This window comes from Peribacillus sp. R9-11, assembly GCF_031345095.1.
GTDB classification, from domain to species: Bacteria; Bacillota; Bacilli; order Bacillales; family DSM-1321; genus Peribacillus; species Peribacillus butanolivorans.
Genome location: NZ_CP133763.1, coordinates 2,488,038 through 2,505,671 on the forward strand (window position 1 = coordinate 2,488,038; position 17,634 = coordinate 2,505,671).

Consider the following 17,634-nt stretch of genomic DNA (forward strand, 5'->3'; position numbering starts at 1 on the left):
ATGATCACTCACTTCAGTTGGATTTCAAGAATCACTGCCAAAAAGGTAATTTTTATAATGAACACTTATAAGTTTATAACAATAATATATTTCTAATATAGAAGAGTCAATATTATCCTTTAATAAAGGGTGGAGCTGTATAATTAGGGATTTCCACTCACAAATGATTGAATTTTCTTATTTATTTGCAGTATTTTGACCCATTTACGCCTTGTATTTTACTGATTTTGTAAGAAATAATAATTTATTCCTAGAGATTTTTCAGTACTAAGGTCTAACTGGAAAATGAAGGGAAATCAAGGTGGTCGGTAGAATATTAACAATATCATCTATTAAATGGTGATAAAAATGCAAAAGGAGGATTTTAATGAAAAAATTATACAGTGGCTTTCTATTAGTTAGTATCTTGATGCTTATCGGAATCATGACAGCATGTAGTGGCAGTAAAGAAGGTGTCTCCGGCGGTGGAAGCCAAAACTTAAGTCTATTGACTGGCGGAACTGGCGGTACATATTATCCACTTGGTGGACAAATTGGAAATATCATTTCTGATAACACAAAGGCGAATATAACACCCCAAACATCCGGTGCATCAGCTGAAAACATGGAAACCTTGAGAGTGGGAGAAGCTGAAATTGCTTTCTCGCAAACAGATATCGGAGCATATGCAATTGAAGGAAAAGAAATGTTTGAAGGAAAACCAATTGATAATATCCAAGCAATCAGCTCTTTATATCCGGAAACGGTACAACTTGTAACGACAGCTAAAAGTGGAATTAAATCAGTTAGCGATCTAAAAGGAAAAAAAGTATCAGTGGGCGCACCTGGATCAGGAGCATACATTAATGCCATGCAAATTCTAGAAATTCATGGATTATCAGACAAAGATATTAAAGCACAAAATCTATCTTTTGATGAGTCAACTGACGGAATCCAGGCAGGTAATATTGACGCAGCATTTATAACTGCAGGCACACCAACTGGTGCGGTTGAAGCGTTATCTGTACAAAATGATATTGTCATTATTCCAATGGAAGACGACAAAGTTCAAGCATTGGTTGACAAATATCCATACTATGCAGAGGATACCATTCCTAGTGGCACTTATAAAATAAAATCTGACATTAAAACGGTGGCTGTTAAAGCAATGTTAGTTGTATCAAAGGATCTTGATGAAGAATTAGTATACGAAATGACAAGAGCTATTTATGAAAATACAGACAAAATCACACATGCAAAAGGTAAGTTCATTACACCTGAAACGGCACTTGAAGGATTAGGGGATATGGAGCTTCATCCTGGTGCAGCTAAATACTTTAAAGAAAAAGGTGTAACTCAGTAAACACTATAATGGTCGGTAGTACGCTATATGTGTTCTATCGACTTTTGTTTTCTGGAAAATAGATTCCTAATTTTGAAAGGGGTATCTATGAGAGTGAAGAAATTTACGATTTATTGTATACCTCTACTATTGTTTAGCGCTTTTCTATTCTTCTTTCCATATAAACAAGTCATTGCTTTTTCTTACCAGGATCAAGAGGAATTACTAGCATATTTACCGTTGAAAAAAGAAAAAACTGTTCAAATAAAGTATACACACTCTATTCACTTATCAGAAGTACTCGAAACTTATCACTTATCCGACAAGAAAATGAAACTAACCGAGCTTGCATATAAAGATTTTGCAGTTGGTATGCCTTCTAATGCAGAAGGTGAGGAAGTATTTGAAGAGAAAGACGGCACTTATTATATAAAAAATATGAATCGCCAATTTGCATATATTGATTTAAGAATAGGGAAAGTTAGAGCAAATCATCGGTTAATTTATAAGGGGTGTACATACACATTTTCAAGTTTTATTAAGCCAGGCACATGGATCAGAATTTCTCCAAAAAAAATTTCATTTTGGGAACAATTGAATGGAGTGAATATAAATGGCTGATGATAACGAAATAGCGAAGTATTTAACGGAAGAAGAACAACAGGAACTATTAGAAAAATACGATCCTGAAGCGGGAACAAGGAAATTAACAGGTATTTTGGGTTACATTGCTTTTATCGGTCTCTTAGCCTTTTCATTATTTCAATTATATACGGCTGTTTTTGGTGTTTTTACAGCACAAATTCAAAGGACGATACATTTAGGTTTTGCACTTTCTTTAATTTTTTTACTATTCCCCGCAAACCGCAAGAAACGTCAAAAGGGAAAGTTCCAAATTGCCTGGTACGATATTATTTTAGCTGTTCTTAGTATTGGAGTAGGCGCTTATTGGCCATTATTTTTCGAGGATCTCGTTATGAATGTTGGTCGTTTAGGCACTTTGGATTTTGCAGTTGGTTTAGTAGCGATTCTACTTGTACTTGAGGCTACTAGGCGTGCAGTAGGTCTTCCAATTATGGTTATTGCCATAGTATTTGTTCTCTATGGACTTTTTGGACAATATATGCCTGGGTTCTTATCACATCGTGGTTTAACCTTTGAGCGTATGGTACAAACGATGTATTTCTCTACGGAGGGGATATTAGGCACGCCATTAGCGATTTCATCTACATTTATCTTCCTGTTTTTATTGTTTGGTTCTTTCCTTATTCGAACAGGGGTTGGTCAATATTTTAATGATCTTTCAACAGCGATTGCTGGTAGAAGAATAGGAGGGCCTGCAAAGGTTGCAATTTTTTCAAGTGCTCTTCAAGGAACGATAAGCGGAAGCTCTGTAGCTAATGTTGTTACTTCAGGAGCATTCACGATTCCGATGATGAAAAACCTTGGATATAAAAAGGAATTTGCTGGTGCAGTAGAGGCAGCTGCTTCAACAGGTGGTCAATTAATGCCGCCAATAATGGGGGCTGCTGCATTTTTAATGGTTGAGTTTATTGGTAACGGGATTACGTATTGGGATATAGCTAAAGCAGCTTCCATTCCAGCCATACTTTACTTTTCAGGAATTTGGATAATGACACACTTTGAAGCGAAGAGACTTGGATTGCGTGGGTTAACCAAAGAAGAAATGCCTAGTAAGAAAGAAGTATTTGGTAAGATTTATTTATTAATTCCGATAATCGCCATTGTTTTATTACTCATGTCAAATATAACGGTTACACATGCTGCACTGTACTCAATTGTCATTTCTGTCATAGTGGGCTTTATTAACAAAGATGTACGTATGAAATTCATTGATATTATTTATGCATTAGTTGATGGAGCTCGTACAGCACTTGCAGTAGCAGCTGCCACTGCATCAGCTGGTATTATTGTAGGAATTGTGACGAAAACGGGATTAGGGCTAAAGCTGGCAAATGGTTTAATCGATTTGTCTGGTGGATATTTAATACCAACACTTATGCTAACGATGGTAGCAGCACTTGTTTTGGGAATGGGATCACCGACAACTGCAAACTATGTAATCACATCCACAATTGCGGCGCCTGCAATAATTTTACTAGGTGTACCGGATTTATCGGCACATTTATTCGTTTTCTACTTTGGAATAATTGCAGACATAACACCACCAGTTGCATTAGCAGCTTTTGCAGCTGCAGGAGTTTCTGGTGGAGAACCGATAAAAACTGGGATAGAGTCATCAAAACTGGCAATAGCCGCATTTATTATTCCATACATTTTTGTACTTTCTCCGCAAATGCTTATGATTGATACAACTTGGATGGAAGTTGCATGGGTTGTTCTTACAGCAATGACGGGTATGATCGCAATTGGAGCCGGTGTAATTGGTTACTGGGTGAGGGGGATGCACTGGTTAGAAAGAATCCTTGCTATCGTGGTTGGGCTGCTATTAATCTATCCTGAAACAATTTCGGACATTATTGGATTAACTACGTTTGTAATATTACTTGGTTTACAATATTTGAGGAATCGAGACAAGGATAACAGTTCTAATATATTGGAACATAAACAAAATATGTAGAAATCATACCTGCAACGATATTATATGGGCAGCAGAGGGTGTAAGGTATGTGTTTGTACTCTTTGTGACTATAATCGTAAGGACAACGAATGGTATCAATAAATACTAGAGTTGAAGAAAAGCAGGTAATGGTTTTTTTATAGCATAAGAAATCTAAATCAAATTTTAATTTTTGATTTTAAGGGGGTGGTTTAATGAGGTAAAGTTTCCAATTCATATTTTGACAAAAAGAGAGAATAAAAGAATGTGCTTCAGTCAGTTCAAACTGCTTTTATATAGTATAGAGTGCATCACGCACATTCCGTCTGATAATAGTGAATTGTAGTCGAATCCTGTAACAGCCCTTTGTGAATTTGTGTAGATCAGTAAAAGTTTCATTAGTTATCTCATTTGTTTTAGAAACAATAATCATTTTGAAAGGAGACTAATTTATGAAATTTATAAAAAGTTTTATTTTAGTTACTTTCAGTTTCTTTTGTATGATTACACCGGCTTTTGCAAGTGTGCCTGGGGTAGATAAGTCAATGAAAAAGGGGGCAACAAAAGGAATAGTATCCGTTGCTCATCCGTTAGCTGCTGAGGCTGGTATAAAAATATTAAAACAGGGAGGAAACGCGGTCGATGCTGCAGCTGCCATTCAATTGTCGTTAAACGTAGTGGAACCAATGATGTCTGGAATTGGTGGCGGTGGTTTCATTATGATTTATAGTAAAAAGGAAAATAAAATTACGATGATTGATAGTCGTGAAATGGCCCCGCAAAATGTAACGCCTGAACTTTTTTTAGATGGAAAAGGAAAACCAATTCCTTTTAGTAAGCGTCACACTACTGGAAAAGCAGTAGGAGTTCCAGGAACGTTAAAGGGTGTCGAAACAGCTCTTGAGAAATATGGAACGTTGGATATATCTCAAGTAATAGATCCAGCAATTAAACAAGCTGAAAAAGGGGTTAAAGTCAATTGGATCACTGCTCAATACATCGATGAAAATGTAAAAAAACTTCAAAATAATCAAGCGGCAGCAAATGTGTTTGTTCCTAACGGCCAACCCTTGAAAGAGGGAGATACCCTCGTTCAACCAGATCTGGCAAAGACGCTTAAATTAATTAAAAAACAAGGATCGGAAGTATTTTATAGTGGTCAAATTGGTAAAGCACTTACCAAAGAAGTGCAAAAACGCGAAGGAACAATGACTACAGAGGATTTAGAGAATTATGTGGTGAAAGAAAGAGAACCGATTAGATCGGAATATAGAGGATTCGAATTGGCAGGGGCAGCTTCACCAAGTTCTGGCAGTTTGACTGTCCAACAAATCCTGAAATTAATGGAAGGTTACGATGTACAAAAGATGGGAGCAAACTCACCAGAATATCTTCATTATCTAACTGAAGCAACGCATTTGGCTTTTGCTGATCGGGCAGCGTATATGGCAGATGAAGATTTCTATGATGTACCTAAAAAAGGACTTTTAGATGACGACTATATAAAAGAAAGAAGAAAACTTATTAAGGCAAATAGATCAACCGCTGATGTAAAAGAAGGAGATCCATGGAAATATGAAGGCAAAGAACCTACTTCTAGGGTGAAAGTAAAAGAAGAGAAGACCCCAATTGGACAAACGACTCACTTCTCTGTCATGGATAAGTGGGGAAATATGGTTTCTTATACGACAACGATTGAACAAGTATTTGGATCAGGTATTATGGTGCCTGATTATGGATTTATGCTTAATAATGAAATGACAGATTTTGATGCGACTCCGGGCGGCGTTAACCAAGTAGAGCCAGGAAAAAGACCGAGAAGCAGTATGTCTCCAACCTTTGTATTAAAAGACGGTCAGCCATTTATGGCCATTGGTTCTCCGGGGGGAGCAACGATTATCTCATCGGTGTCTGAAACAATTATGAATGTGATTGATCATCATATGTCGATTCAAGAAGCCATTTTAATGCCTCGTATTTATTCCGCTAGTTATCCGACTGTGAGATGGGAACCAGGAATTGAACAAAATGCAAGATTGGAGTTAATGGCAAAAGGGCATGTATATGAAGAACAACCGCAGCATATTGGAAATGTGCAGGCTGTTATTTTTGATTATGAACATGGGAAAATGTATGGAGGAGCCGATAATACGAGACAAGGTACAGTCCTTGGGGTAGATAGGATATCCTATAAATCGAAAAAGCCAAAAGAAATAAGAGAAGAGAAGAAGGGACCGTTTACCTTGAAAGTGAATGGAGCCGTATATCCCTATACAGCCAATCAAATGAAAATCATTAATGGAAAACCTTATATTCAGTCAGATAAATTGCTACTTGGTTTAGGTGTAATTGGCACAGCGGATTTAAAAACATATAAACCAGATAATAAATCGTATTTACCAGTTATAAAAGTCGCGAAATCATTGGGATACAAAGTAGAATGGGACGAAAAAGATAAAGTAGTACTGTTAGAAAAAGACAAAACTGATGTGGAAGATCCTGATGATGATGGTACTATCACCAATTAATTTTTTACTCTAAGTTTTAGGTCTATTATCGTTGGAAAAGACTCTTAGAGAACGAAGAATTTGAAAGTGATGATAGTCATAAACCTAACTGAATGATAATAATTCCCCTTGTGCTATGTGCATAAGGGGAATTATTTTAAAGCCAAAACCCAACTGTGAAAAAGCCGCCAAGGATGTCACTTGGGAAGTGTGCACCCAATCAAAATAAAGCCCGCGAGCGAAAGCAGACTTAGAAATAACGCAAGTGAAGGTTGAAGTAGCTTGATCATAAAATCCCTCTCATTCAATATAAGTAAGATTAACTATACGACGAATTAAGCTTAATCCGGTTTGAAATTCAATTTAAAGAACCTGATTTAGCTACACTATTATTTATGAAGGGGACAGGCTCTTTTACCCCAAAAATTATTTTGATGGTGCAGGATAACTAAAATTAGATTTCTCCTGTTCAATAGCAGATAATGCTAATTTTTTTATTGTTACATCATCCATTGGAGGATTGTGTAAACCGGCTCTTACATCTCTATAGTACCTTTGAAGAGGATTGCTTCGTTGAAGGCTTTTTGCACCGACTATTCGCATAGCTTTATCGACAATTGTAATTGCTGCGTTTGTAACAATATGCTTAGCAGCTCCAAGCTCATTGGTGATATGAGCTCTTCGTGATTCATCATCATAAGCCTCTGCAACGCTATATAAGAAATGCCTTGCTTTCAATAATTCCAAATCAATTTCTCCTAGAAGTTGTTGGACATTTGCTAGCTGGCTAATAGGTCCATTTAGACTATTTGGCGAATAATTATTAGCAAATTGTATAGCGTAATCTCTTGCAGCTTGCGCAATACCAAGGTAACAAGCTGGTATATGAAGAATCCATGCATTCAATTGGATGCCACTTGGTATTTCAGGAAGTTCGACAAGTTTTGAATCATCTACTTCTACCTCTTTAAGAACCAGATCATGGCTTCCAGTTCCCCTCATTGAAATTACGTCCCATGTTTCATCTATGGTTAGTCCTACTAAATCTTTATGTAGGAGAAAAAATCCAACCTTTTGCTTTTCTTCAATCCATGCAGATACTAGAAAATAAGTTAATACTGGGGACATGGTTGTAAAAGTTTTACGTCCTGAAATAACCCAAGAATTCTCTTTTTTGACAGCTTTTGTTCCAGGACGGCCTCCCCGGGTTGGACTTCCTGTTTGTGCTTCACTAACTGAACGATTCACTAAGGCACCATTTAGAACTTCATTAGCAAAAAAGTTTATGTTCTTATCTGTCCAACTCTTTTTTTCAAAAAGTTCGCCTATCACTCCAAGGTTCCAGCCAATGGAAAGTGCTGTTGTTGCATCAAAACTAGCCAATGTTTCTTGAAGGAGTATCATGTCATATATTTTTAAACCTCCGCCACCATAGGCTTTGGGAAGAGTTGAACTTGTATATCCCATATTTATTAAATCTTGAATGTGTTCTGTTGGGAAGGTTGCTAATTCATCAATTTGAGCAGAATTATTTTTGAATTTTGATTCTAGTTCATGTAACTTTTGTAACCACGTTTTTTGACTCTCTGTTTTAATAAATAAGTTAATCACGTTTTGCCCTCCTGCTATTTTAAAGGTTTACCTATTAATTTAACAAAATAATCCCTATTAGTCTTATTGGTTTAAATGATAATTGTGACGGTTTAAGTTGTCAAGGAATTTATATCCAGTAAATTAGTTAGAGATTTCCAAAAAATACATTGACTTTAAAATATTATCAATCTAATATTTAAATTATCAGTTACCATACTTAACCTACCAAAATAGTTGGTATTCAAGGGCAGCAGGTGGATCTACTATATGAGGATAGTTAAAGGTATGTAATAAGCATTATACAAATAAACAAAAGAAGGAGATTTTTTATGAAAAATAAAAAGTTTTTCAATGTGGTAGCCACCGGTTTAGCATTAGTAACCCTTTTAACAGGATGCGGTTCAAGTTCATCGTCCGGAAAAGAAGCAAATACAAATGAAGGTAGTAGCGACACAGAAGTAAAAAAGGTAAAAATAGCATATGACCAAGCGTCAAAACCAATGTCTTGGTTAGATGAGAAGGGAAATCCAACTGGTTACGATGTAGAAGTTATGAAATTGGTTGATGAATTACTTCCAGAATACGAATTTGAATATATTGGGACATCAAGTGATGACTTATTAGTAGGCATTGAACAAGGTAAATATCAAGCAGGGGTTAAAAATGCTTTCTGGACACAGGAAAGGACAGAGAAGTTTATCTTTCCTAAAGAATTCCTTGGGTTAAGCAGTGCAGGACTTGTGTTAAAGAAAGAAAATGAAAAGATAAAAAATCTAAAAGACTTTGCTTCAGCTGGTTTTTCTTTAGCACCAATTGCTGCAAACAACGCGCAATATACAATTGTTGATGAATATAACCAGGCCAATAAGGACAATAAAGTAAAATTAAAAGCCGGAGATGCATTCACAGTTGATGTAGTTCAATGGGTAAACGAAGGCCGTGTAGACGGTGGAATAGCAATTGAGGGAGCTTTTAAGAAGCAAGTAGCAGAAGATGGTCCATATCATAATTTAAAAAATGATCTCGTTTACAATGAATTCGCAGTAATCAAAACTTGGCCATTGTTTAACAAAAAAGAACAAGAATTTGCAGACGCTTATGATGAAGCAATCAAAAAGTTAAAAGAAGAAAAGAAGACAAATCAGTTAAGTACAGAATTTTACGGAAGAGATTTGTTTGAGGTATTGGAAACTGTAAAAAGATAACAACACTCTAATCTACCAGAGCCTAAAAAAGTCAATCACTGAGGCTATACTTGTCACTTTCTTATTTTAGGTTGTTGAGTGGGTAACCTCAATTCAAACCTAAAAAGTAAAGGAGTGGCAAGTTTTTGTATATATACCTCTAATATTGAAGAATGATTACGTTTTGAATATTGAACCTTTTAAATAGGAAAAAGAAGATGGATGTGAAACATGGAGAAATACTTTGATGTAAATTACATAGTTGAATCAGTACCAATATTAATTCCTTTTCTAAAAGTAACATTAATGGTTGCTGGTCTTTCGGTCCTATTCGGGACAATCCTAGGTTTCATCTTAGCAGCCATGAAAATAGGAAATAGTAAAATTGCTAAGAAAATTGCCTATGGGTATACAACAATATTAAGATGTACACCATCTATTGTTCTCCTATTTCTAACTTATTATGGGATTCCAGCAATTGCAGATAATTTTGGCGTAAACCTAAACGACATTGACAAAGCGGTATTTGTTGTTATTACCTTTTCGCTTCAATTTGCAGCTGCCATGTCTGAGGTTATCAGAACATCGTATGAATCTATAGATAGAGGGCAATTTGAAGCTGCAGTAAGTGTAGGATTAAGTAATACACAAGCGTATTGGAGAATTATTTTACCGCAAGGTTTTGTAGTTGCTTTACCAAACTTCGGTAACAGCTTACTTGAGTTGATGAAAGAAGGAGCCCTAGCATATACAATCGGATTGATAGATATCATGGGGAAAGCAGAGCTTATAATCGCTGGGAATTATAATACTCATGCATTAGAAATTTATCTTGCTTTAGCTGTTATTTACTGGATATTATCGATTGCTATTGAACAACTATTCTTAAAATTAGAGAAGGTATTTAGTAAAGGAAAACAAGTGATAACAACTACATAGGGGGTGACAGAGTGTCAGAAGGATTGGATTATAAATTTTTAGTGGAAACCTTTTTTGTAGCATTATCAGGGGTGCCCACGGCGTTATTCATTACAATTGTAGCTTTACTTGTTGCGCTTCCGTTAGGATTTTTGCTTGCTTTAACAAGAATAAATCAAATTCCAGTTTTAAATCGTGTAGCACAGATATATGTTTCCTTTGTAAGAGGAACTCCTGTCATAATTCAAATTTTTATTATTTATAGCAGTGTACCCTTACTGCTAGCTTCGATATTTGATAAGTATAACATCGAAATGAATGTATACGATGTAAATCCAATTTGGTACGCATTCATTGTTTTTTCATTGAATACGACAGCTATTCTAATAGAAGTGTTTCGTTCAGCAATAAGCACAGTGAGTAAGGGACAACTAGAAGCTGCTTATTCAGTCGGATTAACAAATGTCCAAGCATTTAGAAGAATTATCATTCCACAGACATTAGTTGTAGCATTACCAAATATTTGTACAGCAACAGTCAATCTAATTAAAGCAACATCTCTCGGATATGCATTGTCATTGCAAGAAATTACTCTAAGAGCCAAGGTAGCTGCCAATGTAGGCTACAATTATGTTGAGGCTTATATTGATATCTTTCTTGTATACCTGATTTTATGTAGTTTAGTAGAGTATTTATTTAAGCTGTATGAAAAACGTTTAAGTAGGTATAGAGCAGTAGGTATTTGAAATGAAGCAGGAGGTGGACATGATGTTAGAAATTACAAATATCCATAAATCATTTGGAGAAAATGAGATTTTAAAAGGTGTAGATTTAAAAATAGAAAAGGGTGACGTGGTAGTAATTCTGGGCCCAAGCGGTTCAGGAAAGACAACATTACTTCGATGCATTAACTTTCTTGAAAAAGCAGATCAAGGACATGCAATTTTTGGGGATATTGATGTAAATCTTAAAACAGCATCAAAAAAGGCGATTCATGGAATTAGGCAAAAGATAGCTTTTGTATTTCAAAATTATAATCTGTTTAATAATAAAACGGCATTAGAAAATGTGACAGAAGGTCTTGTTATTGGAAGGAAGATTGCGAAAGCCGAAGCAAATGAGATTGGTAAAAAAGCATTAGATAAAGTAGGTCTGTCAGAAAAATACAATGCTTACCCTATTGAACTATCAGGTGGTCAGCAACAAAGGGTTGGCATTGCGAGAGCAGTAGCTTTAAATCCTGACATTATTCTATTTGACGAACCAACTTCTGCACTTGATCCTGAACTTGTCGGTGAAGTTTTAACAGTAATGAAGCAAATAGCAAAAGAAGGAACAACCATGTTAGTAGTCACGCATGAAATGTCTTTTGCAAAGGATGTAGCAAACAGAGTAATATTTATGGATGCTGGTGTCGTAGTAGAAGAAGGATCACCTAAAGATATTTTTGTGAAACCAAAAGAAGAAAGAACAAAGAAGTTCTTAAAAAGAGTCTTACCGGAGGATTATATTTTTTACATTTAATTTTTAAATGAAATTAAGAGTTAATAAGAAAAGGGTGAATTTTTGAAGCTGATCCAGAGCGATAGATTAATAGCGATCACTCTATACATATAAGTAATTAAAACAAACGCATAGTAATCCATACTTGTGTTGAAATAAAAAATCATTCTTTTCAGTAATAATCAATGAAATTATGGGCTTCAGTGTAGCCTATATGAAGTAGTCAAAAAACGAATTACCTATGAAAACCTGCTTGGGAATTTCGTGTAAATAACTAGTGATCCTACGAGATGAAATTAACTCTTCACTTTATCACTAGATTAAAAAAATTGCATAATTGAACGTATGTTTTCAATGCTTTTCTCCTTGCGTTTAGTTAATTGATGACGGTGCTCTTTAGTTTTTACAAGTGTGTTTTTGGTTTATAATAACAATTATCAAGCCATATCAGGGGGTGAAACTTTGAATGAATATAATGTTACAGTTAAGAATGGCAGCACAGTAATTCTGTCAGAAATTATTAAAGCTGAAGATGAAAGAGAAGTCGTTGGCACACTATTGATTACTAGCGAATTATTTAATCAACCTTTTACTGACATTAGGATTTTAGAACGCTAATTTGTTACTGAACTCTCCATTTGTTACAATCATAATAAATCTTAAAACAGTAGGCGATATTATGTGCGGGCGTTTCACCCTTTTCACAGACATTGAAGAAATAATTGACAGGTTTGATATTCAAGCGCCATTTAATGCCGAGTACCAATTCAGCTACAACATAGCACCTTCTCACTCTGTCTTATCCGTTATTAATGACGGATCTAGGAATCGACTTGGATATCTTCGTTGGGGACTCATACCTTACTGGGCAAAAGATGAGAAAATGGGCTACAAGATGATTAATGCCCGAGCGGAGACCATTGCTGAGAAAACAAGTTTTAAGAATTCGTATAAGAAGAAACGGTGTTTGATACTTGCCGACTCTTTTTATGAGTGGAAGAAGACACCAGAACGTAAAATACCTATGCGAATAAAACTTAAGAGTAATGCCCCATTTGGAATGGCTGGTCTCTGGGAATCATGGAAATCACCTGAAGGTATCACGATATATTCCTGCTCAGTTATTACCACTACTCCGAATGAGCTAATGACTAGTATTCATGATCGCATGCCAGTTATACTTAAACCTGAAGATGAAAAGACTTGGCTGGATCCTTCAATTAATGATACTGCATATCTACAGCAATACTTAAAATCATTTGATACTGAACAGATGGAAGCTTTTGAGGTATCGAATGATGTGAACTCACCTAAAAATAATTCACCTAAGTTAATACACCAAATTTGCTGAGAGGTCCTAGGACCTCTTTTTGTTTTTCTCTTTTCAATTAAAGGTGAAGTACTTTATCATCATTCATAAGTTCCTCTTTACTCATTTGAAAAAAACCTCTTTATAAAATACTTTAGGCTACACCTTGCGGAAATACATAAAATACTGTACTCTTATATTTGCTTTTCGATGCGGGTATCGATGTCACTTTCCTAGAGTGAATGGATGAAAAGCTAGGACTGCAAAAAGACAACTTAGCAATCGAACAATGCAGTGCACTTGTTAACCTGCCTGATTCTTTACTCGTAGACATCGGAACATTTGATAATATCATTACGTAATTTGGATCTTCTTATCAAGAGAGACGGAGGGACTGGCCCGAAGATGTCTCGGCAGCAGACTTAATAGGAGTGCTGTGCCAAATCCAGCAGGCGAATACGTCTGAAAGATGAGGAGGGTGTTTTTTATAGATTAAAAGACCTCTTCTTATTGTTTAATAGAAGAGGTCTTTTTTCACGTTCGATGGTTTAGCTTTAGCTTCGTATTGGCTATTATGCTTTTGGAGTCATGCTTACAATAATATGAAAGAAATGTTGGATCTTACTAGAATTTTTTACCGAATTAGTTCAATGAATAAGGGCTATGACATATTTGTCATGGGAAAAATAAAAAGAGGTGTTCATCATGAGTACAAACAATAAAGGGAATCCTTGGGCTTTAGTCCCATTTGTCGTTTTTTTAATTTTATTTATAGGTTCCGGGGTTATTACAAGAGATTTTTATTCATTTCCGGTGATTGTGGCGATTGCGATTGCATCAGCGGCTGCATTGGCAATGAATCGAAAAGAGTCTTTCAATCAAAAAGTTGAAATCTTTTGTAAAGGTGCCGGGGACTCCAATATTATGTTAATGGTTATCATTTTCCTTTTGGCCGGTGCTTTTTCAGAAGTGGCGAATGGAATGGGTGCGGTAGAATCAACGGTGAATCTTGCGTTATCGGTATTTCCGCAAAATCTATTAATGGTAGGTATTTTCATTATCGCTTGTTTTATTTCTCTATCTATGGGGACAAGCATGGGAACAATCGTAGCGCTAGCACCTATAGGTGTAGGAATTAGTGAACAAACCGATATTTCGCTTGCCCTTTCAATGGCCGCCGTTATCGGTGGTGCGATGTTTGGTGACAACCTATCTTTCATTTCAGATACGACAATCGCAGCTGTTCGAACGCAGGGAACGAAAATGAAGGATAAGTTTAAAGTGAATTTTTTCATTGTTTTACCTGCGGCCATCATCACATGTGTCATCCTTGGCTTTTTAACAATGGGTGAACAAGCAGCTATCTCTCAACATTCCTATAATTGGGTGAAGATTCTACCTTATATTTGCGTTTTGATCACTGCATTAGCTGGAGTCAATGTGTTCCTTGTCCTCTCCATCGGTATTGTGTTTGCCGGAATTATCGGGTTAGCGGATGGTAGTTATCAACTGATGGGCGTCATTCAAAAAATGGGGGATGGAATGGCGGGAATGTATGAGATCTCTTTTCTTGCCATTTTAATTGCTGGTATGGTGTCAGTCATCAAACATAACGGCGGCATCGATTATCTTCTCCACGTCGTGACCCGTAATAGCAAATCAAGAAAAGGTGCTGAATTCAGCATTGCCGGTTTAGTCGGTTTGACAAATCTATCTACGGCAAATAACACGATTTCTATTATCATTGCCGGTCCGCTAGCCAAAAATATTGCGGAAAAGTATGGCATCGATCCCCGTAAATCGGCGAGCTTGCTTGACGTTTTTGCTTGTTGTATTCAAGGGTTAATTCCATATGGGGCACAACTGCTTGTTGCGGCGGGGGTAGCACAAATTTCACCTGTAAGTATTTTACCCTATTCTTTTTACCCAGTATTAATTGGGATTTGTGGAGTCATAGCCATTTTGATTGGTTTTCCGCGATTTTCAGGGAGCGAAGAGAAGAAACATACTTCTTGAAAAAGTGAATTAAACAGAAAAACACCCTGAATCTTTAGATCTAGGGTGTTTTTTTATATGCGTCCATTTTAATAAATATATATTTAGCTTTTATTCATAGAACTCTTTACAATTTTGATCTTAGAAGGGTTCAATTGAAAGTATCAGAAATCGTGGGAGAATAATTATTTATATTTAGAAATGATACAGAATATTATATCATTCTTATTCTCGATGGGAGTTTCCCGATTCATTCCTCAAATTTATGAATGAAATAAATTGAATGGTAGGATATAATAGATTATTGTATTGGGGATTCATTCTTGAATCTCCCTTTTTTACTATGGACTTCTATCGTTTATCTTACCGAGAGAATGGGGAAATAAACAATGGTTGTCAATTGCTATCATATATAAGTTAATAATTAGAGGTGGTTTGTTTTTAATGGAGATGTTAGGAAGTTTTATTAGTGGAACAAATGATTTACTGTGGTCAAAAATACTGATTATTATGCTGATTGGATTGGGTCTTTATTTTTCCGTTCGTACGAAGTTTGTCCAATTCAGAATGGTAGGGGAAATGTTCAGGCTTTTGGGAGAAGGTGCCACAGCGGATAAAAAAGGTGTGACATCGTTTCAGGCTTTTTGCATCAGTACTGCTTCACGGGTTGGAACAGGTAACCTTGCAGGTGTTGCCATAGCCATCACAATGGGTGGTCCAGGAGCCGTTTTCTGGATGTGGTTAATAGCACTTATCGGGTCTGCCTCTGCCTTCATTGAAAGTACACTTGCACAAATTTATAAGGTCAAGGATGGCGATACATTCCGAGGTGGCCCTGCTTATTATATGGAAAAAGCATTGAATGCCCGTTGGATGGGTATCACGTTTGCTGTATTGATTTCGCTTACATTTGGGCTTGCTTTCAACTCTGTACAAGCCAACACGATCACAAGTGCGTTCAATGAATCGTTTGGGATCGATAAGTGGGTTACGGCAATCATCCTTGCTCTTGTTACGGCTGTCATCATTTTTGGAGGCATTAAAATGATTGCAAAAGTATCTGAAGTCATCGTACCGATTATGGCAGGAGCATATGTGATAGTAGCATTGATTATCATTATCATGAATATTACCGAGTTACCTGGTGTTTTTGTTTTAATCTTTGAAAGTGCTTTTGATGGATTAAGGGAAGTTGCTGGCGGAGCACTAGGCGCTGCCATGATGCAAGGAATCAAGAGAGGTCTATTTTCTAATGAAGCCGGGATGGGTAGTGCCCCTAATGCAGGTGCGACAGCAGATGTCAGTCATCCCGTAAAACAAGGGCTCATTCAGTCTCTTGGTGTATTTGTGGATACGCTTGTCATTTGTAGTTCGACCGCCTTCATCATTTTGTTCTCAGGCCTGTATACATCGAAGGAAACAGATGGTATAGTCCTTACCCAAAATGCACTTGGTACGGCATTAGGATCTTGGGCTGGCATTTTCCTTGCCATTATCGTACTGTTATTCGCCTTTAGTTCCATAGTTGGTAACTACTATTATGGAGAGTCGAACATTGGCTTTATTAATGAAAATAAAGTTTGGTTAAACTTATATCGTATCGCAGTCGTTGGGATGGTGATTTTCGGTTCGCTTGCTTCACTCAAGTTTGTATGGGGTCTAGCTGACTTGCTGATGGGGTTAATGGCCATTATCAACTTAATCGCCATAGCCTTACTTGGAAAAATTGCATTTGCTGCACTAGCCGATTATCAAAAACAAAAGAAGAGTGGAAAAAACCCAGTTTTCCATGTAAACAATATTAAAGGTTTGAAGAATGTGGAATGTTGGGGTGATCCATCCGATAATGTGGATGAGAGTAAGAGCAATCGAAAGTTAAAGATAAATTAAGGCATTTCAGCTTGTAGAAAAGTCCCTTTTTTTGGGACAAGTCTATAAGCTTTTTTTGTATAGGCGATGTTAAATCTAAATGTTGATATGTATACATTAAGAAAGGGAACTCTTGATACATATTAAGTTCCCTTTTTAATTCAACTAACGCTACCCTTTACTTGATTAAGGATTACTCCAAAATCAACGTTATATTTTTATTATCAAGGATAATTTCTTCTACCCAATTAAATATAGTTGAACCAATGTTCATTTTTGCATCCCTTATTTCTTTAATTACTTTTTCTTCATTACTTGGATGGCAATTTTTCAACATCTCATTCAGTATGGTTATTGTTTCTCCGTACACTAAATCGATTTTAGATTTGACAGAATTTCTCCAAAAAATTGTATATTCTTCTTCAACTTCTATATCACCGAAACCACCAAATAAAATATCATTAAATGCATCGAGACTTCCATTCCACTTGTATTTTCCAGAGAGAACTACATTCGAAAACTCGTTACAGAGTCCATTAAAGTCCGAAAAATTTTCACCATCTAAGACAAAAACTTTGTTAAATTTAATCACCTCTAATACATCATTTTCGTTATTTTAATTAAATCGCCTTCTTCAACTCAATACTTCTTTAGTGAAATAAGAATTAACTCGTCAAACTGAATTTTGACATAGGACGTAACTTCTATATATATTTTAAACGAACTTCAAGTTTTAGAGATAGAAAAAAATTATTAAAAAAACTCCTTCCTGAATTTAAGAGTTTAGACTTCAATTCGGCTAGTGTTAAAGGGTTAGAGAAAAATAGTTCTTGCCACTTCTTATGAGGCAATGG

At 36.1% G+C, this 17,634-nt stretch carries 14 protein-coding genes and 1 riboswitch; of the genes, 12 read left to right on the top strand and 2 right to left on the bottom strand.

The features are described 5' to 3' along the window. Positions 1 to 367: 367 nt before the first annotated feature. The 4 genes from RE409_RS12100 to ggt all read left to right on the top strand — a co-directional run bounded on the left by RE409_RS12100 (position 368) and on the right by ggt (position 6,430). On the top strand, positions 368 to 1,342 hold the full coding sequence (locus tag RE409_RS12100) for a TAXI family TRAP transporter solute-binding subunit (RefSeq protein ID WP_201180834.1): 975 nt from the start codon (positions 368 to 370) through the stop codon (positions 1,340 to 1,342). A gap of 93 nt (positions 1,343 to 1,435) precedes the next feature. Beyond that, the gene (locus RE409_RS12105) at positions 1,436 to 1,942 is read left to right on the top strand and encodes a DUF1850 domain-containing protein (protein ID WP_377428031.1); all 507 of its coding nucleotides are present in this window, start codon (positions 1,436 to 1,438) and stop codon (positions 1,940 to 1,942) included. Next, positions 1,935 to 3,923 (top strand): TRAP transporter permease, encoded by a 1,989-nt coding sequence (locus RE409_RS12110; protein WP_309559042.1) that lies wholly within the window; start codon positions 1,935 to 1,937, stop codon positions 3,921 to 3,923. Before RE409_RS12105 ends, RE409_RS12110 begins: the two co-directional genes overlap by 8 nt. Before the next feature lie 431 nt (positions 3,924 to 4,354). Next, positions 4,355 to 6,430, top strand: coding sequence for a gamma-glutamyltransferase (ggt, locus tag RE409_RS12115; RefSeq protein WP_201254615.1), 2,076 nt, complete (start codon positions 4,355 to 4,357; stop codon positions 6,428 to 6,430). A gap of 405 nt (positions 6,431 to 6,835) precedes the next feature. Here the strand turns inward: ggt and RE409_RS12120 are convergent, their stop codons facing one another. Further along, positions 6,836 to 8,017, bottom strand: coding sequence for an acyl-CoA dehydrogenase family protein (locus RE409_RS12120; RefSeq protein WP_309559267.1), 1,182 nt, complete (start codon positions 8,015 to 8,017; stop codon positions 6,836 to 6,838). Positions 8,018 to 8,331: 314 nt separating this feature from the next. On the opposite strand from RE409_RS12120, the gene RE409_RS12125 reads away from it, so the two are divergent. The 8 genes from RE409_RS12125 (at position 8,332) to RE409_RS12160 (ending at position 16,801) form a co-directional block, all read left to right on the top strand. Beyond that, positions 8,332 to 9,207, top strand: coding sequence for a transporter substrate-binding domain-containing protein (locus tag RE409_RS12125; protein ID WP_309559043.1), 876 nt, complete (start codon positions 8,332 to 8,334; stop codon positions 9,205 to 9,207). 210 nt (positions 9,208 to 9,417) lie between these two features. After that, positions 9,418 to 10,125, top strand: a complete 708-nt coding sequence (locus tag RE409_RS12130; protein ID WP_309559044.1) for an amino acid ABC transporter permease — start codon at positions 9,418 to 9,420, stop codon at positions 10,123 to 10,125. An 11-nt stretch (positions 10,126 to 10,136) separates the two neighbouring features. Next, positions 10,137 to 10,850: an amino acid ABC transporter permease gene (locus RE409_RS12135; RefSeq protein ID WP_223305291.1), complete on the top strand. Its 714-nt coding sequence runs from the start codon at positions 10,137 to 10,139 to the stop codon at positions 10,848 to 10,850. Positions 10,851 to 10,872: 22 nt separating this feature from the next. Beyond that, complete coding sequence (locus RE409_RS12140; protein ID WP_056527041.1) at positions 10,873 to 11,628, top strand: amino acid ABC transporter ATP-binding protein; 756 nt, start codon at positions 10,873 to 10,875, stop codon at positions 11,626 to 11,628. 441 nt (positions 11,629 to 12,069) lie between these two features. Further along, the gene (locus tag RE409_RS12145; protein WP_309559045.1) at positions 12,070 to 12,225 is read left to right on the top strand and encodes a hypothetical protein; all 156 of its coding nucleotides are present in this window, start codon (positions 12,070 to 12,072) and stop codon (positions 12,223 to 12,225) included. Between the two features lie 61 nt (positions 12,226 to 12,286). Beyond that, complete coding sequence (locus RE409_RS12150; RefSeq protein ID WP_201225187.1) at positions 12,287 to 12,958, top strand: SOS response-associated peptidase; 672 nt, start codon at positions 12,287 to 12,289, stop codon at positions 12,956 to 12,958. A gap of 328 nt (positions 12,959 to 13,286) precedes the next feature. After that, positions 13,287 to 13,392, top strand: a riboswitch (SAM riboswitch). Positions 13,393 to 13,621: 229 nt separating this feature from the next. Then, the gene (locus RE409_RS12155) at positions 13,622 to 14,932 is read left to right on the top strand and encodes a Na+/H+ antiporter NhaC family protein (protein WP_201249539.1); all 1,311 of its coding nucleotides are present in this window, start codon (positions 13,622 to 13,624) and stop codon (positions 14,930 to 14,932) included. A 423-nt stretch (positions 14,933 to 15,355) separates the two neighbouring features. Beyond that, positions 15,356 to 16,801, top strand: coding sequence for an alanine/glycine:cation symporter family protein (locus tag RE409_RS12160; protein ID WP_201180820.1), 1,446 nt, complete (start codon positions 15,356 to 15,358; stop codon positions 16,799 to 16,801). Positions 16,802 to 16,973: 172 nt separating this feature from the next. On the opposite strand, the gene RE409_RS12165 is transcribed toward RE409_RS12160, so the two are convergent. After that, positions 16,974 to 17,372, bottom strand: coding sequence for a barstar family protein (locus RE409_RS12165; protein ID WP_201224726.1), 399 nt, complete (start codon positions 17,370 to 17,372; stop codon positions 16,974 to 16,976). Between the last annotated feature and the right edge of the window lie 262 nt (positions 17,373 to 17,634).

Excerpts from the sequence above, each read along its gene's own strand:
- RE409_RS12125 (WP_309559043.1), top strand. The coding sequence starts at position 8,332 with ATGAAAAATAAAAAGTTTTTCAATGTGGTAGCCACCGGTTTAGCATTA.
- RE409_RS12140 (WP_056527041.1), top strand. The coding sequence starts at position 10,873 with ATGTTAGAAATTACAAATATCCATAAATCATTTGGAGAAAATGAGATT.
- RE409_RS12160 (WP_201180820.1), top strand. The coding sequence starts at position 15,356 with ATGGAGATGTTAGGAAGTTTTATTAGTGGAACAAATGATTTACTGTGG.
- RE409_RS12150 (WP_201225187.1), top strand. The coding sequence starts at position 12,287 with ATGTGCGGGCGTTTCACCCTTTTCACAGACATTGAAGAAATAATTGAC.
- RE409_RS12130 (WP_309559044.1), top strand. The coding sequence starts at position 9,418 with ATGGAGAAATACTTTGATGTAAATTACATAGTTGAATCAGTACCAATA.
- ggt (WP_201254615.1), top strand. The coding sequence starts at position 4,355 with ATGAAATTTATAAAAAGTTTTATTTTAGTTACTTTCAGTTTCTTTTGT.
- RE409_RS12110 (WP_309559042.1), top strand. The coding sequence starts at position 1,935 with ATGGCTGATGATAACGAAATAGCGAAGTATTTAACGGAAGAAGAACAA.
- RE409_RS12155 (WP_201249539.1), top strand. The coding sequence starts at position 13,622 with ATGAGTACAAACAATAAAGGGAATCCTTGGGCTTTAGTCCCATTTGTC.
- RE409_RS12100 (WP_201180834.1), top strand. The coding sequence starts at position 368 with ATGAAAAAATTATACAGTGGCTTTCTATTAGTTAGTATCTTGATGCTT.